Origin of the sequence: Geothrix oryzae (assembly GCF_030295385.1) — a bacterium.
Classification (GTDB): Bacteria; Acidobacteriota; Holophagae; order Holophagales; family Holophagaceae; genus Geothrix; species Geothrix oryzae.
Genome location: NZ_AP027079.1, coordinates 2,117,206 through 2,137,351, shown reverse-complemented (window position 1 = coordinate 2,137,351; position 20,146 = coordinate 2,117,206). Strand labels below are relative to the sequence as shown.

General features: G+C 69.4%; 20 protein-coding genes. 9 read left to right on the top strand and 11 right to left on the bottom strand.

Going from position 1 to position 20,146, the window contains the following annotated elements; genetic code table 11:
• Window positions 1-39: 39 nt before the first annotated feature.
• From dsrP to QUD34_RS09900, 4 genes are read right to left on the bottom strand one after another with little or no spacing between them, the layout of a single operon-like run.
• Complete coding sequence (dsrP, locus tag QUD34_RS09915) at window positions 40-1,290, bottom strand: sulfate reduction electron transfer complex DsrMKJOP subunit DsrP (RefSeq protein ID WP_286353539.1); 1,251 nt, start codon at window positions 1,288-1,290, stop codon at window positions 40-42.
• 4 nt (window positions 1,291-1,294) lie between these two features.
• The gene (locus QUD34_RS09910) at window positions 1,295-2,227 is read right to left on the bottom strand and encodes a 4Fe-4S dicluster domain-containing protein (RefSeq protein ID WP_286353538.1); all 933 of its coding nucleotides are present in this window, start codon (window positions 2,225-2,227) and stop codon (window positions 1,295-1,297) included.
• Complete coding sequence (locus QUD34_RS09905) at window positions 2,224-2,811, bottom strand: cytochrome c3 family protein (RefSeq protein WP_286353537.1); 588 nt, start codon at window positions 2,809-2,811, stop codon at window positions 2,224-2,226. The genes QUD34_RS09910 and QUD34_RS09905 overlap by 4 nt, the downstream gene beginning before the upstream one ends.
• A complete protein-coding gene (locus QUD34_RS09900; RefSeq protein ID WP_286353536.1) occupies window positions 2,808-4,553 on the bottom strand; it encodes a DUF2339 domain-containing protein in 1,746 nt (581 codons plus the stop codon). Before QUD34_RS09900 ends, QUD34_RS09905 begins: the two co-directional genes overlap by 4 nt.
• Before the next feature lie 289 nt (window positions 4,554-4,842).
• On the opposite strand from QUD34_RS09900, the gene QUD34_RS09895 reads away from it, so the two are divergent.
• On the top strand, window positions 4,843-5,391 hold the full coding sequence (locus tag QUD34_RS09895; protein WP_286353535.1) for a phosphoglycerate mutase family protein: 549 nt from the start codon (window positions 4,843-4,845) through the stop codon (window positions 5,389-5,391).
• On the opposite strand, the gene QUD34_RS09890 is transcribed toward QUD34_RS09895, so the two are convergent.
• From QUD34_RS09890 to QUD34_RS09865, 6 genes are read right to left on the bottom strand one after another with little or no spacing between them, the layout of a single operon-like run.
• On the bottom strand, window positions 5,353-6,960 hold the full coding sequence (locus tag QUD34_RS09890; RefSeq protein ID WP_286353534.1) for a flavin monoamine oxidase family protein: 1,608 nt from the start codon (window positions 6,958-6,960) through the stop codon (window positions 5,353-5,355). The genes QUD34_RS09895 and QUD34_RS09890 overlap by 39 nt on opposite strands.
• 10 nt (window positions 6,961-6,970) lie before the next feature.
• On the bottom strand, window positions 6,971-8,515 hold the full coding sequence (locus QUD34_RS09885) for a polyamine aminopropyltransferase (RefSeq protein WP_286353533.1): 1,545 nt from the start codon (window positions 8,513-8,515) through the stop codon (window positions 6,971-6,973).
• Complete coding sequence (locus QUD34_RS09880; RefSeq protein WP_286353532.1) at window positions 8,508-8,726, bottom strand: DUF350 domain-containing protein; 219 nt, start codon at window positions 8,724-8,726, stop codon at window positions 8,508-8,510. The genes QUD34_RS09885 and QUD34_RS09880 overlap by 8 nt, the downstream gene beginning before the upstream one ends.
• Complete coding sequence (locus QUD34_RS09875) at window positions 8,726-8,905, bottom strand: hypothetical protein (RefSeq protein WP_286353531.1); 180 nt, start codon at window positions 8,903-8,905, stop codon at window positions 8,726-8,728. The genes QUD34_RS09880 and QUD34_RS09875 overlap by 1 nt, the downstream gene beginning before the upstream one ends.
• Complete coding sequence (locus tag QUD34_RS09870) at window positions 8,905-10,938, bottom strand: DUF4178 domain-containing protein (RefSeq protein ID WP_286353530.1); 2,034 nt, start codon at window positions 10,936-10,938, stop codon at window positions 8,905-8,907. The genes QUD34_RS09875 and QUD34_RS09870 overlap by 1 nt, the downstream gene beginning before the upstream one ends.
• Window positions 10,939-10,963: 25 nt before the next feature.
• A complete protein-coding gene (locus QUD34_RS09865) occupies window positions 10,964-12,121 on the bottom strand; it encodes a pyridoxal phosphate-dependent aminotransferase (RefSeq protein ID WP_286353529.1) in 1,158 nt (385 codons plus the stop codon).
• A 101-nt stretch (window positions 12,122-12,222) separates the two neighbouring features.
• Between QUD34_RS09865 and elbB the strand changes: the two genes are divergently transcribed.
• Both elbB and QUD34_RS09855 read left to right on the top strand, forming a co-directional pair.
• Entirely contained in the window at window positions 12,223-12,900 is a 678-nt protein-coding gene (gene elbB / locus QUD34_RS09860; RefSeq protein ID WP_286353528.1) for an isoprenoid biosynthesis glyoxalase ElbB, read from the top strand.
• 16 nt (window positions 12,901-12,916) lie between these two features.
• A complete protein-coding gene (locus QUD34_RS09855) occupies window positions 12,917-13,981 on the top strand; it encodes a sensor domain-containing diguanylate cyclase (protein WP_286353527.1) in 1,065 nt (354 codons plus the stop codon).
• On the opposite strand, the gene QUD34_RS09850 is transcribed toward QUD34_RS09855, so the two are convergent.
• Window positions 13,978-14,685 (bottom strand): hypothetical protein, encoded by a 708-nt coding sequence (locus tag QUD34_RS09850; RefSeq protein ID WP_286353526.1) that lies wholly within the window; start codon window positions 14,683-14,685, stop codon window positions 13,978-13,980. The two genes, QUD34_RS09855 and QUD34_RS09850, sit on opposite strands and share 4 nt — an antisense overlap.
• 65 nt (window positions 14,686-14,750) lie before the next feature.
• On the opposite strand from QUD34_RS09850, the gene QUD34_RS09845 reads away from it, so the two are divergent.
• The 6 genes from QUD34_RS09845 to QUD34_RS09820 all read left to right on the top strand — a co-directional run bounded on the left by QUD34_RS09845 (window position 14,751) and on the right by QUD34_RS09820 (window position 20,144).
• Window positions 14,751-15,404 carry a DUF2520 domain-containing protein gene (locus tag QUD34_RS09845; RefSeq protein WP_286353525.1) on the top strand — a complete coding sequence of 218 codons (654 nt, stop codon included), beginning with the start codon at window positions 14,751-14,753 and terminating at the stop codon, window positions 15,402-15,404.
• A gap of 23 nt (window positions 15,405-15,427) precedes the next feature.
• Window positions 15,428-16,276 carry an EamA family transporter gene (locus QUD34_RS09840; protein ID WP_286353524.1) on the top strand — a complete coding sequence of 283 codons (849 nt, stop codon included), beginning with the start codon at window positions 15,428-15,430 and terminating at the stop codon, window positions 16,274-16,276.
• A complete protein-coding gene (gene miaE, locus QUD34_RS09835; protein ID WP_286353523.1) occupies window positions 16,273-16,866 on the top strand; it encodes a tRNA isopentenyl-2-thiomethyl-A-37 hydroxylase MiaE in 594 nt (197 codons plus the stop codon). The genes QUD34_RS09840 and miaE overlap by 4 nt, the downstream gene beginning before the upstream one ends.
• Before the next feature lie 89 nt (window positions 16,867-16,955).
• Window positions 16,956-17,657, top strand: a complete 702-nt coding sequence (locus QUD34_RS09830) for a TetR/AcrR family transcriptional regulator (protein ID WP_286353522.1) — start codon at window positions 16,956-16,958, stop codon at window positions 17,655-17,657.
• Between the two features lie 19 nt (window positions 17,658-17,676).
• Entirely contained in the window at window positions 17,677-19,476 is a 1,800-nt protein-coding gene (locus tag QUD34_RS09825; RefSeq protein WP_286353521.1) for a M61 family metallopeptidase, read from the top strand.
• A complete protein-coding gene (locus tag QUD34_RS09820) occupies window positions 19,473-20,144 on the top strand; it encodes a glycosyltransferase family 2 protein (RefSeq protein WP_286353520.1) in 672 nt (223 codons plus the stop codon). The genes QUD34_RS09825 and QUD34_RS09820 overlap by 4 nt, the downstream gene beginning before the upstream one ends.
• Window positions 20,145-20,146 lie beyond the last annotated feature (2 nt).

The window sequence follows — 20,146 nt, the reverse complement described above, 5'->3', positions numbered from 1 at the left end:
ACCGGGGGGCCGGCCTGCGATGGAGGCCGGCCGGCGGATTCAGACCGGACCGGCCTCTGGCGCATCAAGGCGCTTCCGTCCCCGGGTGAGGGTGAACTCGCCCAGCATCATGGGTACGGCGGCCTTGAGCATGAGGGTGAAGACTAGGAAGCCGATGGCGAAGATGCCGGCAGCCACGGCGACCTCCGTGTAGGAGGGGCGGTAGACATAGATCTCCCCCAAGGCGTCCGGGGTGAGGCCGGGGATGATGAGCCCCATGCCCTTCTCGATGTAGACGCTGGCGTAGATCAGGACACAACCCAAGTTGAGCAAGGTCCAGTTGGTGCGGAACCGGGGCACGAGGAAGAGGATGAAGGCGGCGAGCCCGCAGAGGATCGAGGCCCAGGCGAAGGGCACCAGGGTGGTGTGTCCCTTGAGGCCGAACAGCAGGTACTGGAAATACACCATGTGCTCGGTACCGGAGTAGAGCTCCTTGAAGGCCTCGGCGGCCGTCAGGAACAGATTGAAGCCCATGGTGTAGGCCATCAGTTCCGCGATCTTGAAGATGGCCTCGTCCTTGATGCTGAGCTTGGTGGTCTTCCGCAGCACCTGGAGCAGGATGAGGAGGATGGCGGGGCCCGAACAGAAGGCCGATGCCAGGAACCGCGGCGCGAGGATGGCGGAGTTCCAGAAGGGCCTCGCCGCCAGGCCGTTGTAGAGATAGGCCGTCACGGTGTGGATGCTCACGGCCATGGGGATGGAGAGCAGCACCAGGGGCAGCACGAGCTTCTTCACATAGTGGCGGTCGGTGTAGGCGCAGAAGAGCAGGTAGGTGACCACGAACCAGTTGAGGAGCAGGTAGAGGTTCAGCACGATCACATCCCAGGCCAGCATGGACTGGGGCCAGTTCAGGCGCCCCACCAGCGGGATGATGTGCCAGAAGCGGTCGGGCCGGCCGATGTCCACCATGACGAACCCGAGGCACATGATGAGGGCGCTGATGGCCAGCATCTCGCCCAGGATGGTGATCTCCTTGATGGGCTCCCAGTCGTAGACATAGGCCGGGATGACCAGCATGATGGCCGCCGCGGCCACGCCCACGAGGAAGGTGAAGTTGCCGATGTAGAAGCCCCAGGACACCTGGTCCCGCATTCGCGTGACGATGAGGCCGTCGTTCACCTGGCCGATGTAGGCGCCCGTGCCGATGGCGATGAGCAGCAGCAGGAAGCCGATCCAGGCGTAGTAGTAGCGGTTGCCCCGGGTGATGAGCCGGAGTGTGTCGGTGATGAACTGCCAGAAGTTCCGCAGCATGGCCTCAGACTCCGTAGAAGTAGAAGAAGTTGGGTTGGGTGTTCAGCTCTTCCTTGAGCTTGAAGACGCGCTTGTTTTCGAGGATGTAGCGGATCTCGCTGGTCTTGTCGAGCAGGTTGCCGAACTTGCGCGAGCCCGTGGGGCAGATCTCCACGCAGGCCGGGTAGAGGCCCTTCCGGGTGCGCTGGATGCAGAAGGTGCACTTCTCGACGACGCCCTTGGGCCGCGGGCGGTTGCCGAGGTAGTGGGTGTCGGGATTGACCTGGTCCGGGGGCAGGTTCGGCTCACCCCAGTTGAAGTGGCGGGCGCCGTAGGGGCAGGCTGCCATGCAATAGCGGCAGCCGATGCACCAGTTGTAGTCCACGACCGTGATGCCGTCCTTCTCGCGCCAGGTGGCGCCCACGGGGCAGACCTTCACGCAGGGCGGTTTCTTGCACTGCTGGCATTGGACCGGCATGTAGAAGTGGCCTTCGCGGGGAACCTCCGCGGGATCGTAGTACTGATCCGCGTGCTGGAGGTTCACGCCCTCCTCCTTCTCCAGTTCGAGGACGCGGATCCACTGCACTTCGGGGCTCCGCGACTGGTTGTTCTCCTTCACGCAGGCGTGGACGCAGCGGCGGCAGCCGATGCACCGGCTGAGATCCAGGGCGTAGCCGAAGATCACCCCGGGCAGGGGCGCCGTATTGGCGACCTTGACCTCGCGGCCGTACTTCTCCTTGTATTCCCTCTCGAGGCGCGCGATGACATCGCGCACTTCGTCCTTGGACAGCTCACGGAAGTTGTGCTGGAGGAACTCCTCGTGGCTGAGCTTCCCGCAGCCGGTGAGGGTCGTCGCCACCGCCGCCACGGCCGTGCCGAGGAACTCGCGGCGGCTGCCGCCGCCCGGGGTGGATGAGGCGCAGCCCTCGGCGGGCTGGATGGGTTCTCGGGCCGTCATAGGGCACCCCCCTTCCGGGATTGGATCTGTTCGGGCCGGGTGGGCGGAGGCATGGGCTTCAGCGCCTGGAACCGCGGCGAGTGGGGGTTGTGGCAATGGACGCAGAGCAGGTACTGCTTGGCGCCGTTCCAGCTGCCGGTGCGCTTGCCGTGGACGCCCACGCGCCAGTCGCGGAACTTGTCGCCGTGGCACTGACCGCAGAGCTGGTACGAGGTGTCGAACCCGATCCGCTCCCCGCTGGCCAGGCGGAGGCGGTCCCGGTTCGCCGGGTCGTGGCAGTCCAGGCACCAGCGGCTTTCCGGGCCGTGGTTGAGAATGATGTCCCCGTGCATGCCCGTGAGCTCCCGGCGCTGGAGGTTCACCTTCATGGACTTGCCGTCGTGGCAGGAGGAGCACGGGAAGATGCCCTCGCTGAAGGGGGGCTTGGGCACCTGGATGCCTTCCTGGGCCGTGGCGCTGGGCGGCGTCGGGGGGGGCGTTGATGGCGGAGCAGGAGGGTTCGCCAGGGCGGCCAGCCCCAGGATGACCAGGAGCCCCGCCGTCCGGGCGGGGGGCGAGAGGCGACGGACCACGAGTTCTTTCATCGGTTCACCTTCAGCAGGCGGGGCGCGAGGATGAGCGTCGTCCCGAAGAACATGAAGGCCAGGAAGAGGGTCAGCGGACGGCCCACGGCCAAGTCTTCAAAGAGGAATTTCAGGGCGGTGAGGACGAGCATCGGGTAGACCAGCCACCGCAGCTCGAGGATGGGGAGCCGACGCCCGAGCCAGGCCAGGGCGATGGCCAGGGCCGACAGCACCCCCGTGCGGGCCACGGCCAAGGTGCCGGGGTCGGGCGCGCCCCGGGCGAGGGCCCCACAACAGCCCCAGATCGCCAGCGCCCCGGAACCCGCGGCGGTCAGCGCCCCGAGCACCAGCACGGGGGCCCGCATGCGGGCCGCGATGGGATCGGGAGGGCGGCGCAGTAGGAACAGCGCCAGGGTGGCCGCCAGGGCCGCCAGGCTGGCGAAGCCGGCGAGGGGCAGGCGGGCGGAGGCCCCGGCGGGATCCAGGAAGGCGCGGAAGGACCAGAGGGCGAGCCCCGAGGCGGCAGACGAGGCGACGAGGTAGATCGCGCTCTGAAGGATGAGGACGGCCCGGCGGAGGCGCAGCCCCGCCAGCATGGCGGCCAGTCCCAGGGCCCCGCTGAAGGCGGCGAACAGAGGCAGCGGCAGGACGATGGGGCCCCCCAGCAGGAGGAAGATGAGGGCGAGGAAGGTGAAGAAGTTGAAATTGGCGCGCGTCTCCTCCTGATCCTCCGCAAAGGGGGCCGCGGCGGCGTAGCAGCCCACGCCCGCCAGGGAGACGCCGCCCCCGAGCAGGGCCGCGCCCGATCCCGAGGCCAGCGCGATGCGGACGGCGCCCCCGAAGCCCACCAGCAGGACGACGGCCGTCTGCACGGATTCGAAGACATTGACCACACGGCGCCGCTGGAGCATCCGTCCCGCGAAGCTGCCGATGTAGAGGGCCGCCAGGGCCAGGGCCAGGAACATGGCGCGGGTCGGGGAGATCCCGCGGTACGCTTCGGGTGGCCCCCCGGGCCAGGCGGCTAGCAGGGCGAGGATCAGCACGCCGAGATCCGCGGCGAGGGCGGTGGGCCAGCGCAGGCCGTGCCATCGCCGCCCGTAGGTGAGCCACAGGGCCGCCACCCCCAGCAGAAGGAACGCCGCGGCGAAGGGTTCGACGGCCTGGCGGATCGCCATCATGGCGAAGCCCGCCCCCAGGGAGGCGAAGGTGGCGATCCAGATGATGGGCTGGAGGTCCCGCCGCCAGGCCACGGCGCCATGCAGGCCGGTGATGGCCAGGAGGAGGAGGGCCGCGGGACCGGGGGCCAGGATGCCAAACCGCGTGGTCGATTCCACGATCAGCGGATAGGCGATGAGGATGGAGGCGAGGGCGTGGAAGGCGGAGTCCAGGGAGCGCTGGCCGCGGTCGGCGAGCAGCGCCCAAGTCAGGGCGTAGCCCAAGCCCAAGGCCACACCCCAGCCGCGATGGAGGGTGCCCGCATCCACCAGGGCCCGGATGAAGGTGGCGCCGCCCAGGATGAGGCAGACGCGACCGATGAGTCCCACAAAGTGGACGGGGCTGGGCAGGGCGGGCGGGACTGGGGCAGGTTCCAGGGTCAGGGCCGCCGGAACCCCGGGGCGTTCGGGCGCCGAGGATTCCAGGGCCGAGACCCGGACCTCCAGATACTGGACCTGCTCCGCCAGGGCGGCCAAGCGCGCCTCGAGGGGGCTCGACAGGCCTTCGGCTGCGGTGGGTTCGAGAGGGGATGCCTCGGTCCTGGACATCGATTGTTCCTCTGAGGAGGTGGAATCGACTTTGGGTAGGGTGTTGGGCCTCCATGCCACGCCCCGGGGAAAGGAGCGTCAAGAAAAATAAAGACATTCCAAATAATGCATAAAGAAAACAATGAATGGTGTTAGCACACCGTAGAGTCGGCGGTCTTCCACCGGGCGCTGGGGCCCTGTGAGAAAAACGATGGATACAGGTGGCCCGATGGTCCGCCCGCAGGCGTGGGCATGTGCCGGCCGTCACAGTCCCGTGCCCAACCCGCTAGGCTGGAAGATCGGAGCCTCTATGCCTGTGTTGCGCTATCGCCGCGGAATCCTCCTGGCCTGCCTGCTCGCCCTGGCGGTGAACCTGGGCGCCCAGGATCTGACGGTGGTGCTGCTCCGTCACGCAGAGCGCCAATCGCTCTTCGATGCGGATTCACCCCTGGCCGAGGCCGGCCTGCGCCGGGCCCAGGCCCTGGTGCCGCTGCTGGAAGGCTTCCGGCCCGCGGTGCTCTTCACTTCCGACCTGCGGCGCACCCAGCAGACCCTGGCTCCGCTGGCGGCGAAGCTCGGCATGGTTCCGCTGGTGCGGTCCAAGGACGGGAGCGAGGCCCTGGCCGCCGAGCTTCTCCGCGACCATCGGGGTCGCACGGTGATCGTGTGCTGGCACCACGACCTGGTGAAGAAGGTGGCCCGGGGGCTGGGGGTGAAAGGGCCCCTGCCCTACTGGACCCTCGATACCTACGACCGCCTCTGGATCGTGCGGGTGCCTGCCCAGGGAGCGGTCTCGTTGGAGGAGCGGATCCAGGAGCCGTCAGCGCCAGCTGCCGCCGGGGCGGCCCAGGGCCGCTAGCACCTCTTCCGCGGCCCGGAGGCCGTGGTCCTGGGCCTCCTCGAAGAGGGCCAGTCCGCTGAGCTCCGTGTGCGCGAAGTGGATGGCGCCGAAGGGGCGGGACAGGCCGAGGAAGGCCGGGTCCCACAGCAGTCCGGGCTCGGGGCGCACCATGGCATGGCCCCAGCGCATCCCGTCAAGGCGTGCGACCAGGCCCGCCAGATCGGGATGGGCCGGACGCAGGTCGTCCATCACCATGCGGGCGCAGGCGGGCCAATCCATGGCGCGAAGGCGCGCCCGCTCGGCCTCGCAGTCGGCCCCGGCGAAGGGCCGGTACCAGGTCCAAACCGTGGGCCCGTGGTCCTTCAGGCTCTGGTGGGTGGCCACCACATAGCCCAGGGCCTCGCTGTCCCGCAGGACATTGTCCCAGGCCAGGGGAAAGCCGGCCTCCTTGGGCCGGGCCCGGAGGGTGAGGTTGGCCACCAGCCAGGGGGCGTTGCGGATGCGGGTCGAAGCCGGGCGCGCCGGGGCGAAGCCTTCGATCACATGGCGGGCCACATGCTGCGGTCCGGCGAAGATCACCCGCTGCGCCTTCCAGCCGAGGCGCCGCTGGTTCGCCGCATCCCAGACCGTGACGAGAAGGCCGTCCTTCTCCTCGCGGATGGCGGTGGCCATCGTGCCGCAGCGCAGGCGGTCTCCGCAGGCCCTGCGCAGGTGGTCGACGAGGAAGCCGTTGCCCTGGGGCCAGGTGAGGAGGGGCCGCGAATCCTCGCCGGGGCCCTGCTTGCGGGCGGCGAAGTAGAAGAGGCCCGCCCAGGCGCTGGTGGTCTCCAGGCGGGAACCGTAGTCGTCCCGGCAGGCGTAGTCCAGCAGCCAGCGCAGGCGCGGCGAGGAGAGCCCCTGCCGATCGAGCCAGGCGGAGAAGGGGAGGCCGTCCAGGGCCCGGGCCTCCGGCGCATCCGAGCACCTGGAACGGGGAATGCTGAAGGCGGGGCGGCCCCGGGCATCCCGGAAGGCGGCCCAGCGGTCCACCTCGCGGAAGAATGCGTGGTACTGGCGCTCGTCCTCCACGCTGGCGCCCGCCCGCAGGTAGAGGCCCTCCCACCACTGCCCGTAGGCGAAGATGCGTTCCTCGGGGGCGCGAACAGTGGCTTCTTCGGCGAAGCGCGGATCGCCCTTCGCGTCGTAGCCCTCCAGCACGCCGCATTCGTCCAGCAATCGCAGCACGGCATGGTTGCCGCGGTCGGGCACGGGCAGGTAGTGGGCGGCCCAGGGAAAGGGGCTCACATGGTTGCGACCGGACCTCGAGGTGCCACCGGGCTCCGGCTCCAGCTCCAGCACGCGGAAATCATCCAGGCCGCCGCCGGCCAGCCGCCAGGCGGCGCTGAGCCCCGCCACCCCGCCGCCCACGATCAGCACGGAGACGGGTTCGAAGCGTTCGGGATCCGGGAAGGCGCCGCCCCGCAGCCAGTGGCCGAGGGGAAGGTCTGGCCCCACGAGCTCGCCTTGGAATGGGAACTCGGGCTTCCTGCGGCAGGCCAGCGACACCGCCGACAGGGTCCCGGCGGCGAGGAAGTCGCGGCGTTTCATGATCGGGGGCTCACGACCACCGCCGCCACTCCCGGGTGTAGAGGTGGACGAGCACCTGGTTGTCGAGGCGGTTCACCTCTACGGGCACGCGGTCCATGTCCCTGGGGAAGGTGAACATGGCGGCCGTGGCCTCGTCGGACAGGTGCCGCAGGCCCGGCAGCACGCGGGTGGGCACCTCGAAGTCGCGTTTCGAGGCCAGGGCGAAGCCCCACACGCCGAAGGAGGGCACGGCCAGGTGGTAGGGACGCACCTTCAGCCCCGAAGCCTCCATGGTGGCGGCGATGCACCAGAAGGATTGCCGGGCCATGAGGGGCGAAGTGCTCTGCACGGCCACGAGCGCGTCCTCGGTCAGGCGGCGTTGGAGGATGCGGTAGAACCGGGAGGTGTAGAGCTTTCCCAGGGCGTAGGTGTTGGGATCCGGGAAGTCCACGAAGGCCAGGTCGAAGGGGGCCCCCGGGGTCTCCTGGAGCCAGACCATGGCATCGGCATTGACGACTTTGACGCGGGGATCGTCCAGAGCCGCGCCATTGAGCTGGCGCACCATGACCTGGTTCCTGGCCATGTCGGTCATGGCCGGATCCAGGTCCACCAGCACCACCTCCTGCACGGAGGGGTGCTTCAGCACTTCCCGCACGGCAAGGCCGTCGCCGCCGCCGCAGATCAGGATGCGCTTCGCCTCGGGCCGGGCCCCGAAGGCCGGATGCACGAGGGCCTCGTGGTAGCGGTACTCATCGGCCGATGAGAACTGCAGGTTGCCGTTCAGGAAAAGCTGGAAGCTGCCCCGGCCGCGGGTGAGCACGATGCGCTGGTAGGCGCTGTCCTTCGCGTAGACGATCTCGTCGGCGAAGATCTCCTCCTCCATCGCCAGGGTGAACTTCCCGGCGAAGACCAGCCCCACGGCCAACAGAGCCATCACCACGGCGCAGCGCAGGCGGATCATCCGGGTGGGGCCCAACTGGGACTGCAGCAGGTGCGTGGACCAGAGGCCCACGGCCGCGTTCAGGAGGCCGAAGAGCAGGCTGGTGCGCACCAGGCCCAGCTTGGGCATGAGCAGCAGCGGGAAGAGCAGGGAGGCGAAGAGGGCGCCGATGTAGTCGAGGGTGAGGACGCCCGCCACCAGATCCTTGAACCGCACCTGGTCCTTGAGGATGCGCATCAGGATGGGGATCTCGAGGCCCACCAGGGTGCCCACGGCCATCACCACGCCGTAGAGCACCACCCGGAAGGCGTGGGTGTGGGCGAAGGCCTGGAAGAGGATGGGCGCCGAGAAGCCTCCCACCAGCGCCACCGCCAGCTCCAGGTCCACGAAGCGCCGGGCCAGGCCGCGCTGGAGGAACTTCGACAGCCAGGACCCCAGCCCCATGGCGCTGAGGTAGACCCCGATCACTGTGGAGAACTGCGTGACGGAATCCCCCAGGAGGTAGCTCGACAGCGTCCCCGCCACCAGCTCGTAGATCAGCCCGCAACTGGCGATGAGCAGTACGCTGATGAACAGCAGCGGCGCCTTCAGCGTCGGCTGCGGCACCTCGCCCGTGGGCTGTGGCGCATCACCCATGGATCGCGGCGGCGATGATGAGGCTGATGCCGAGGATGAGGCAGCCGAGGACGATACCCAGGGCGGTGTTCTGGTCATCCTCCATCTCCTTGCGGAGGGAGAAGGGGAGCACCTTCACGAGCACGAGCCACACCAGGCCGAGGATGACGAGGCCCAGGACGGAGAAGACGGTGGCGACGAGAAGCTGGTGCAGCAGCTGGTCCGTGATCATCACTTACCTCCGTGGAAGCCGTTGTTGTGCAGGAAGGTGCGGTAGGCGCCGGGGGTCTGGCGGACGCTGGGCGGCAGGTCGGCGCGGCGGCGCTGGCCGAAGAACTCCCGGCCGAAGAAGCCGTTGGCGATCATCAGGCTGAACCCGCCGCCGAGGAAGAGCAGGTAGAGGATCCGCATCAGCTGCCTCCGCTGTTGGGTGCGTACATGCTTTCCTGCCAGCGCCGGCTCTCGAAGGCCGCCAGGCGGAACACCATCAGCAGGGGGCCCACGAGGATGGCCACCAGGGCGAGGCCGGGATAGAGCCACCGCATCACGCCCTGGCGCAGCTGCACATCGATGGCGCGGACCGGAGGCACGGGGCCGTCCCACTGGGGAGCCAGGCGCAACACATAGGTGCCCGGAGGCACCGCGCTCAGGAAGACGGTCTGGGCCTGCCCCCCCTCGGACCAGGACTCGCCGCCATCCACGCCGTGGTACCAGCTGGATTCCACGAGGAAGAGCTCCGCCACGCCGCTGGTCTCGCTCACCAGGGCGCCCTCCAGCCCGATCCAGCTGTTGTTGACGGGGGCGCTGAGGGTGACGGCCAGGTTCCGGTAGCCGTTCCTGATCTCGATGGGATCGGAAAAGAAGACGGGCTCCTGGGCCTCGCCGGAAGGGCCGTTCGCCGCCTGGGCCGGTGTGGGTGTCGGGGCGGATGCCGGTCGGCGGGCGAGGATGGTCTTCCGGAGGGCCTCCGTGGCCGTGGGCTGGAGGTGGGCCAGCTCGAACAGATCGAGCCGCCGGCGGAACAGCTCCTGGTTGCGGTGGGTCATGGATTCAACCATCACCCCCACCATCAGGAGGCCCAGGGCGCCCACCACCCAGAGGGCCGACTTCGCCAAGGCGACCTTGTGGGGATTGGGCTGGAAGGAGGCGATGCCGGTGGGCGGAGGAGGGGTTCCCTGGAGCTTGAAGGCCTTCCAGACCGCCTCGGGCTCAAGGTAGGTGGAGAGGCTCCAGTTCACTTCCTCGCCACCGCCTCGGTGCGCCTGCCGCTCTCGCGTGAGGCTGCGGGGCGGGGCGACGAACTCGGTGACCTGCACCCGCTCACCCTGCTCGACCTGCCAGTAGAACTCGCCCCACACGCCCTCGACGACGGCTTCCACATCCTGGAACCGCCGCCAGTCCGCGCCCAGGGCCGACAGATTCTTCTGTCCGTCGCGGGCCTGGGGGAGATCGCCGGGCGCCACGGCCACGGCCACGCTCCAGTGCCCGTCGCTCTGCACCAGCCAGCGGAAGCCCTGCTGGCCGTCGAGCAGCAGGTATTCGGTCCAGGGATAGGCCGTGTCCTCAAGGGTGCAGCTGCGCCGCAGCTGACCGATGCAGGTGACTTTTTCACCGCCCAGCAGGCCCTCGGCGCCCAGAGGGATCACCACCTCCTGATGGGGCTGCTTCAGGCTCTTCAGGAAGGCCAGCTTGCCGTTCTCCGCGGACAGCAGGCTGCCGCAGCTGGGGCAACCCACGCGCTGCGTCTGGTCCGGCGCCCGCAGGGCCAGGGCGCCTCCGCACTTGGGGCAGTTGAGGTTCTGGGTGCCCACCCTGGGGGCCTTGCGCGTGCCCCCCTGGATGCCGAGATCGGACAGCGGCACCTCCCGACCCAGGAAGAACAGCGGGGGTTCCTCGCTGTAGTCCAGGGTGGCGAAGGCGCCGTGGCGGCCGGAGAGATCCGCGAAGCGGTAGGTGGCCCCGGGCTCCACGGTCCAGGGGATCTCGCCCTCGGCGCTGTGGAAGGTGGCCTCGCTGAGTTCGCCCACGGTCCAGAGGCCGTCGGGTCCGAGGTCGGCGAGGCCCCCGGCCTGCAGGCCCTCGAAGGGGGGCAGGGGGCCGTGCGGGGCCTGCGTGAAGGTGAGGTAGAAGCGGCCCTGGGCCTCCGCCAGCCAACCCCACCGGCCGTCGTCGAGGGCGAGGTACCACTCGTCCCACACGCCGCCCAGGGGATGTTTCAGCTGCACCCGCCCGGCCAGCGTGAAGGCCCTGCCCGTGAAGGTCCCCGAGGCGCCCAGGCCCAGGGGGGAGCCTGTGTCCATGAGGTCAGCCACCTTTCCGATCAACTCGGGATCGCGGTCCCGCCGCGCGGCCAGGGCCTTGCAGTAGGAGCAGACAGCGACCATGGTCCCGGGCCGGAAGCTCAGGGCGGCACCGCAGCTGGGGCAGGAGGCGAGTGTGCTCATCGGTATCCGGTGATTATGCAGGCTTCTAAAGCAAGGGGAAGATGCGGCCCAGCCCGTCACGGAAAAGGGGGTCCGGCGTCAGGAGGCTCAGGACCAGGTGCCCGTCGCCAGGCAGGTCGAAGAACGAGCCCGGATGGACGAGGACCGAGGCGGCTTCCAGCAGGCGCAGGGCGCAGGCCTCGTCCCCGTCCACCGCGGGGCGGCGCAGCAGGACGGACCAGCCGCCCTCGACGGGCAGCCGGGACAGGCGGGGATGGGCCGCCAGCCCAGCATCCAGGGTGGCGAGGTTGGCGCGGAGACGCTCGAGCACCTGGGCCCGGATCCCGGGAGCCAGCGCCAGGAGCGCCGGCACCGCGGCCTGCACGGGGGAGGACACGGAGAGGTACTGATCCGCCAGGAAGGCGAGGGCCTCCAGGTTCGTGGCGGCCTGCGGACCCCGCACGGCGATCCAGCCGAGCTTCAGCTGGGGCAGGGCCGCCACCTTGCTGAGACCCGACAGCAGGAAGACCGGGCAGGCCGGCTGGGCGTCGGCCAGGGCCGTGGGGAGGTGATCCTCCGCGGCCTCGAGCCCGTAGTCCACGAAGACCTCGTCCACCAGGAGGGCCAGGCCGTGCCGGGCGCAGAGGTCCGTGAGTCCGTGCCATTCCGGTTTGGACAGGAAATGTCCCGTGGGATTGTTCGGATTCACCACAACGACGGCACGAGTGCGGGGGCCCACCGCGGCTTCCAGGGCGCCCAGGTCCAGATGCCAGCGGTCATGGAAGTAGGAAGGCACGGGCCGCGCGCGCAGGCCCTCCAGCCGGGCCAGCCAGTCGAAAAGCGGGTAGCTGGGACTGGGCACCAGCACCTCGTCACCGGGGTCGCCCAGCAGCTTGAACAGCAGTCCATAGCCCTCGCTGGTGGAGGCCGTGAGCAGCAGCTCCTCCGCCCGGAGGCCGTGGCCATGGTGGGCCGCGATGGCCTCCCGGGCGGTCTGGGCTCCCCGGGAATCGGGATCGTAGGTCAGCACCTCGGGCGCAGACAGGGCCGCGCGGATCTCGGCTTCCGGATAGGCGAACCCGCAGCGCGTGGGATTCGATCCCGTGAGATCGAGGACCGGGCGCCCCGCCGCTCGGAGGCGGGCCAGGGCGGCCGACAGGGCGTTCGGATCGAATCCGGGCGGCAGGCGGGAGGAGAGGCGCATGGAATCAGGGTAGACGAACCGCCCCCGGCTCGATGGGAGGGCCGGTCTCTGCGGCCGGCCCTTGCTTTCCATGGATAATCGGGGAAACCCAGGAGGTTCCCATGGCAAAGACGCCGAAGGTCGCGGTGCTGCTGGCGGGCTGTGGCCACCTCGACGGCGCGGAAGTGCGCGAGGCGGTGCTGGCCCTGCTGGCACTGGATCAGCACGGCGCTTCCTTCCAGTGCATCGCACCCAACGCGGACCAGTACCATGTCGTCGACCATGCCACCGGCCGGCCCGTGGCCGGCGCCCGGCGCAACATCCTGGAGGAGGCCAGCCGCATTGCGCGCGCGGGCCAGTGCTTGGACCTGGCTTCGGCCAGGGCCGGCGACTACGATGCGCTGGTGATGCCGGGCGGCTACGGCGTGGCCAAGAACCACTGCACCTTTGCCATCAAGGGTGCGGAAGCCGAGGTGCGGCCCGATGTGGCGGCCTTCATCCGAGGATTCTTCGATGCCGGCAAGCCGGTGGGGGCCATCTGCATCGCGCCGGCCCTGGTGGCCCTGGCGCTGTCCGGGCGGGGATCCGCCGAACTCACCCTGGGCAACGATGCCGGCTGCGACGAGGCCATGCGGATCCTCGGCCACCACCCCAAGGACACTCCGAATGCCCGGGAGATCGTCATTGACGAGACCCACAAGCTCGTCACCACCCCCGCCTACATGTTCGACGACGCGAAGCTGAGCGATGTCTGGATCGGCATCGAGCGCTGCGTGACGGAAGTGCTGAAACGCTGCTAGGCCCAGGAGAATCCCCATGTCCTCCCTGCTTCCCAGCCACCTGATTGCCGATCCCGCCGCCGGCCTGCCCCCGGAGCGGCTGCTGGGCATCATCCGTTTCCAGACGGAGATCGCCAAGGTCGGTCTGGATCTCTCCGTGGTGATCGAACGGGTCGCGCTCCTGGCCCAGATCCTCACGGGAGGTTCCGGGGCCGCGGTGGAGTTGGCGGAAGGCGAGGAGATGGTCTACCGGGCCGCCTCGGGGATCGCCGAGCGCCAGCTGGGCTTGCGGCTGGCCCGCCAAGGCAGCCTTTCGGGGCTCTGCGTGGAGCAGGGGGTGCCGCTCCGCTGCGAGGATTCGGAAACCGACGCCCGGGTGGACCGGGAGGCCTGCCGTTCGGTGGGCCTGCGATCGATGATCGTGGTGCCCCTGCGCCATGGAGACCTCACGGTGGGGGTGCTCAAGGTCCTGTCGGCCCAGCCTGCCGCCTTCCAGGATGCGGATCTCCTGACGCTCGAGCTGATCTCCGAGGTGGTGGCGTCGGCCCTGGTCCACGCCACCCGCTATTCCGCCCAGGTGGAGACGGCCAGGGACCTCTTCCTGCGTGCCACGCGGGATTCCCTCACGGGACTGGGCAACCGCGCGCTGTTCTATGACCGGCTGCACCAGGGCCTGAAGCTGGCGCGGCGGCACGGACATTCGCTCGGCATCGTCCTCGTGGACATGGATGGTCTGAAGCGCATCAACGACGAGCACGGCCACCAGGCGGGCGATGCCGCCCTGAGGATTCTGGCCGAGCGGCTCCGGGCCCTCACCCGGGAATCAGACACCCTCGCCCGCCTCGGTGGCGACGAGTTCGGCATCCTCCTGGCGGCAGTGAAGGATCCGGCCGCGGCCCGGGACTTCGCCTTCAAACTGGCCGACCTGGTCCAGGGAACCTTCTCCTTCGACGGCATGCCCTTCGATCTGAGCGCCAGCGTGGGTGCCGTGGTCTTCCCGGAAGACGGCGGGGAGGTAGAGGCGCTCCTCCACCAGGCCGACCTGGCCATGTATGAAATGAAGCGGGCCCGCGCCACGATGCGGGCCGCCAAGATCCGCTAGTCCCACCCGGGATCGCGGTTCGGATGCACCATCCGCCGCAGGGCCGGGGTGACGAGACGGCTGGCGACGAGGAGCCGGGTCTCCTCATCCAGAGCCCGGATCCACGGCGCCGCGTGGCCCAGGACCAAGCCTGATTCCGGCAGGGCGAGGCTGCGGTCGAGGGCCAGGAGCACCTGCTGGCTGACGGGAACGGCCTCCCGCCAGCGCGAGGCCGCCAGGGCCTCGGCCTGGGTGGGGCGCAGGGGTGCCTGGATGAGGGCCACTAGGGGCTCGAGGCCCAGCCGGGGATGCTGGAGGAACGACCCGAGGACGCTGAGGGTGGGCGTGCGCCAGATCAAAGGCCAGAGCGCTCGGGGAGCGTGCAGAGCGAGGCTGCGGCGCTCCCCCGTGGTCATGGCCGTCCACAACTGCTGGAGTTTCTCCGTGGCCTGTTGGCGGGCCTGGGGGTGGGCCGCCGCGTCGGCCGCCACCGCGGCCAGGGCCCGCCAGGGCAGCCGCGCCAGGAGATGCGACCGCAGGTGGGCGGGCGCCTTGGGATGCTGGGCGATCCAGCGCAGCAGCAGCGGGCGCTTCTTCAGCTCCGGGAGTTCCGCCGCGGCCTCGAGCCAACCCCGAGGAGGATCCGGATGCCGCAGCATCCTCAGGAACCGCGGCCACGGCACATCGGGCGGCAGAGCCCAGGGGGCGGGGGAGGGAGGAGGCATGGGGAAAGTCTAGGAGGTCTCCAGGTCGAAGACCGAAGACCGAAGACTGAAGACCGAAGGCCGATTTGCGCCACACTGTCCCCATGACCTTCGAATTCACCATCCTGGGCCGTGGCCACGCGGGGCGCTCGCTGGCGGCGGCCTGGGGGACGCGGGCAGCGCTGCTGGATCATGAGGCCCGTCCGGAAGGGCTGGTGGTGCTGGCCGTCCCGGATCGCGCGGTGGAGGATCTGGCGAAGGCCTTCCCGGGGCGCTGCGTCCATCTGGCCGGGAGCCTGCATCTGCCGGGGGTGCCCTGTGCCCATCCCCTCACCAGCTTTGATGGGGAGGCCCGGGACTGGACGGGTACGCCCCTGGCCATCACGGGCGCGGTGCCGGACGCCCTGCGCCGGGCCTTCGGCGACCTGGGCTTCGCGGCCTTCGATCTGCCGGCGGAGCTGAAGCCCCTGTACCACGCCGCGGCGGTCCTCACTTCGGGCCATGCGGCCACGCTCTGGCTGGGGGCGGCGGCGCTGCTGAGGGCCCAGGGCGTGGCCCTGCCGGGACGGGGCCTGCTGCCGCTGGCGGAGGCCACGCTGCGCAATGTCGCCCTCCGGGGATCGGCGGGCCGCACGGGCCCCTTTCCGCGGGGCGACGAGGCCACCATCGCCCGGGATGTGGAGGCGCTGCCGGAGCCCTGGCGCGAGATTTTCCTAAAGCTGGGGCGCAGCCTCGACTGAGGCCTCTTTTACCGCGGAGTGCCATGTCCCTGCTGCTCATCGTCTCGGTCATCTGGGCGCTCTCCTTCGGCCTCACGGCGGAGGTGAGCGACCTGGGGGCCCCGTTCGTGACTGCGGCCCGGACCGTCCTGGCGGCGCTGGTGTTCCTCCCCTTCCTGGATGTGAAGGGGATGCCCGCCTGGCGCAGGCTGGCCTTCGCCGGGATCGGCGCCCTGCAGTTCGGGCTCATGTACTTGCTCTATATCGCGTCCTACCGCTGGCTTCGACCCTCGGAAGTCGCCCTGTTCACCATCTTCACGCCCCTCTTTGTCACGCTGGTCAGCGATCTGCTGGAGGGGCGGATGTCCTGGCTGTTCCTGCTCACGGCCGGGCTGGCGGTGCTGGGCACGGGCATCTGCGTCTGGTCCGGCCTGGGGCGGGGCGGGATGCTGCGCGGCTTCCTGCTGATGCAGGCGGCCAACCTGTGCTTCGCCCTCGGCCAGGTGCTCTACCGCCGCGTGGCTCCAACATCGGGCAAGCGGGATCGCGACCTCATGGGCCTGCTCTACCTGGGGGCCTCCGTGGTGGCCGTGGCGATGGCTGCACCCTCCGTTCCGTGGGCGAAGGTGCTCGGCATGAGCCCCCGCCAGCTGGGCGTGCTCGTCTACCTCGGGGCGGTGGCCTCGGGCCTGGGATTCTTCCTCTTCAACGCCGGGGCCCGGCGGACGGACATCGGCACGCTGGCCATCTTCAACAACATGAAGATCCCCCTGGCCATCCTGGCCTCCGGCCTCGTGTTCCGCGAAGCCGTGGATTGGCCGAGGCTGGCCGCCGGCGGGGCGGTCATCGCCTGCGCCCTCGGGCTGAACGGCATCACTGGAGTGCGGTCATGAACGGATTCAAACCTCCTTTGCCCCTCCGGTCCGATACGCCCGCCGCCTGGGCCGATGCCGCCCTGGCCGATCCTGAGGCCCTGCTGTCCGATCACGCCCACTGCGAGAAGAAGGCTGCGCTGACGGCCCTGAACATGGCCCAGCACCTCAGCGATATGCCCCGCGCCTCGGTGCTGCTGGCTCGGCTGGCGGAAGAAGAGCTCAACCACTACCGGCGCGTGCTGGAGGCGCTCCAGACCTTCGGGTGGAAGCTCCGCCCCGACCACGGCAACGCCTACGCGCAGGCTCTCCACAAATTGGCCTCGAAGGGGCTGCTGGATCAGCTGCTCATCGCCGCGCTCATCGAGGCCCGCAGCTGTGAGCGGTTGGGGCTGCTGGAGCGGGCCTGGGCCGTCCAGCCGGCGCCGGGCCCCAAATCGTGGCTGGCCTTCCTGCTGGAGCTGGAACACTGCGAGGCGGGCCACGCACAGGTCTACCGCAGCCTGGCAGAGGAGCGGTTCGGTGCGGCGGCGGCGACCCGGATGGACTGGTGGTTGGACCGGGAGGTCGAAGTGATCGGGGCCCTGCCTTGGCGGTCGGCGGTGCACTGAACACTAGCCGGGCGTCATCGGCTCAACAGGTCCCTTAACCCCCAGTAAGGCGGTTCGTGGCATGCTGGACGGACCTCCGAGGTAGTCTCATGTCCACCGTTCCCGACCATGGTCTGAAAGAGTTGGTGCCGGTCTTCGGTCCTGAAGCCCTGGGCGTGGGCGCGCAGGGCAGCTTCCGGACGGCCCTGGAGCGCCTGAGCGGCGAGGGCGATCTGAAGGCCCGGCTGTTGCTGTCGGCCCTTTCGCACTTCGCGGCGAAGGGGTATGACGGGGTGCAGGTGAAGGAGGTGGCGGAGGAGGCCGGCGTGTCGAAGCCGACCCTCTACTACCACTTCGGCAGCAAGGAGGGCCTCTTCCGCCAGCTCTGCCTGGTGTCGCTCGCCGCCATGGCTGTGCGCATCCAGGCCATGGTGGAGCCCTTCCTCCAGGCGCCGATCCAGGGCGCGGAGGCCGTGGACGCGGCCTGCACAGGGCTGGCGCGGACCTACCTGGACCTGCTGCAGGAGAGCCAGGAGTTCACCGGGTTCATCCTCCGTTCCATCGCGGTGCCCTCGCCGGATTCCAGCTTCCGGGACCTCATGCCCCTCGTGGAGAGGGGCCTGAGCCCCCTGGGCCTCTTCATGAACCATGTGTTCGGCACGGGGCTGGAGCAGGCGCGCAAGGAGGTGCTGCTGTTCACCTCCCTGGTGGGCTCGCTCATCGAGGAGAAGCTCCGGGATCCGAATTACCAGATCACCGACGGCGAAGTCCGCTGGGTGACCCGCCGCTGGCTTCACGGCGTCCAGGGTTGAACCTCCGAGAGAAGGCACCATGACCAAGCTCACCCCGATCCGGGCCACCGTCCGTCCGCTGGACCTGCCCCAGCACCTGTTTGAAGTGGAGCTGACCTTTCCCGCCGAGGCTGTGGCCTCCGGCGCCACGGCAGCGCTGCCGGCCTGGACGCCGGGTTCCTACCTGGTGCGGGACTACGCCCGCTTCGTGGACCGCGTCCGCCGGGTGGAGGGCCGCCGGGAATGGCCGCTGGAGAAGCTCGACAAGCAGCGCTGGGAGCTGCCCGCCTCGAAGCGGGAGCTCACGGTCCGCTACCGCCTCTACGGCAACGATCTCACCGTCCGCACCAACCATGTGGACGCCACCCACGCCCAGATCATCCCGGCCGCAACCTTCCTCTACCTGGAGGGCCAGCTGGACCGGCCGGTGGAGGTGAGCTTCGAGGGTTTCCCCACCGCCTGGAAGGTGGCTTCGGCACTGCCGCAGAAGCGGGGTGTCTACGCGGCCGGGGACTTCGACATGCTGGTGGATTCGCCCTTCGAGCTGGGGACATTCCGGACCCGGCAGTTCAAGACCGGAGGCACCGCATTCGAGCTGGCCTTCACGGGCGACCACAACGGCGACGAGGGGCGCATCGCCGAAGCCACGAAGAAGATCGTCGAGGCGGCCGGCGCGATCTTCGGCGGCTTCCCCTTCAAGCGCTATGTGTTCCTCTTCACCTTCACGCCCAAGCTCCGGGGCGGCCTGGAGCACAAGGATTGCACCAGCCTCATCTCCGACTGCCATGCCTTCGACAAGTCGGAGGGCTACCACGCCCTCTACCAGCTGGTGGCCCACGAATTCTTCCATGCCTGGAATGTAAAGCGTCTGCACGATCCCGTCCTGGGCCCCTTCGACTACAGCCGCGAGAACCCCACGAGGATGCTCTGGTTCCACGAGGGGCTCACCTCGTACATGGAGCACCTCATCGTCCTCCGGGCCGGCGTGGTGCCCTGGAGCCATGCCGCCAAGGAACTGACCCGTTGCTGGAGCGAGCAGGTGCAGCGTCCGGGCCGGCTGGAGCAGAGCCTCGAGGAATCCAGCTGGGACGCCTGGATCCGCCTCTACAAGCAGCACGAGTTCAGCCCCAACAGCTCCGTCAGCTACTACGACAAGGGCGAGGCGGTGGCCTGGCTCATGGATGCGACCCTCCGGGCCGGCAGCCGCGGCAAGGCAGGCCTGCCGGAGCTCTTCGCCAGGCTGTGGGCCCGGCACGGCGAGAAGGGCCTAACCGATGCGGATGTGCGGCGGGCCTTCCAGGAACTCTCCGGCCAGGATCCCGCCCCCTTCTGGGGGGCCTACATCTCCGGCCGGGCTGAGCTCGATCCCGCGCCTCTGCGCCGCGCGTATGGCCTGACCATGGTGGCGAAGGCCCCCTGGGAGTCCCTGTCCGCCGCCGAGGCGAAGGATCCCGCGGCCCAGCGCCGGGCCCGGGCCTGGACGGGCCTCGTCCTGGCCGCCAACGGACCCTCCGTGCAGAACATCATCCCCGGCAGTCCGGCGGCGAAAGCCGGCCTCAGCTTCGGCATGGAGATCCTCGCCGTGGATGGTTGGCGCACCGCCAGTTCGGGGGAGGCCCAGCGCCTGCTGGCCGAGCCGGGTCCCGGAGGAAAGGCCACCGTGCTGGCCGCGGATCGGGGCCGGGTCTTCGAGGTGCGGGTGCCGGTGGTGGAAAGTCCCGACCGCAGCCACGGCCTGGTGCCGGATCCCCGGGCGACTGCTGTTCAGCGCGCGACCTTCGTCGCGGCCTACGGACAGCCGTTCCCCTCGGCGCCGGTCAAACCGGGAACCCGCCGTTGAGGATCGCCGCGATCCTCGCCGCCCACGATGAGGCCGATCACATCGGATCGGTGCTGGCCGGGCTCCAGGCCTTCGGGTTGCACCGGATCCTGGTCGTGGACGACGGCTCCGGCGACGGCACCGGCGCCGTGGCTGCCGCCGGCGGGGCCGAGGTGCTGCGGCTCGAACCCGGCCGGGGCGGCGGGAAGGGCCAGGCCCTCCGTGCGGGCATCGCGCACCTCCGGTCTGACGATTTCGATTTCTACCTCTTCCTGGATGCGGATGGCCAGCATGCCCCCGCGGACCTGCGACGCTTCCTCGACCACCTGGCGACCCACCCGGACGCGGACTTCCTCATCGGATCGCGCCTCCAGGACCGCGCCCGGATCCCGGCGAAACGCTGGCGCACCAACGCCCTGGGAACCTGGACCCTGGGCCGCATCGCCGGCGTCACCTGGGAGGACAGCCAGAGCGGCTACCGCATGATCCGGAAGAAGGTGCTGGATCGCCTGGACCTGCGCTCGTCGGGCTTCGCCATCGAGATGGAGATCGCCATGAAGGCCGCGGACTGGAAGCTCCGGTGGGCCCACATCCCCATCCAGGCCATCTACCAGCCCGGGCCGCCGCGGAGCCATTTCCGCGGCGTGATGGACACTTGGCTCATCGCCTGGGAATCACTGAAATGCTGAGC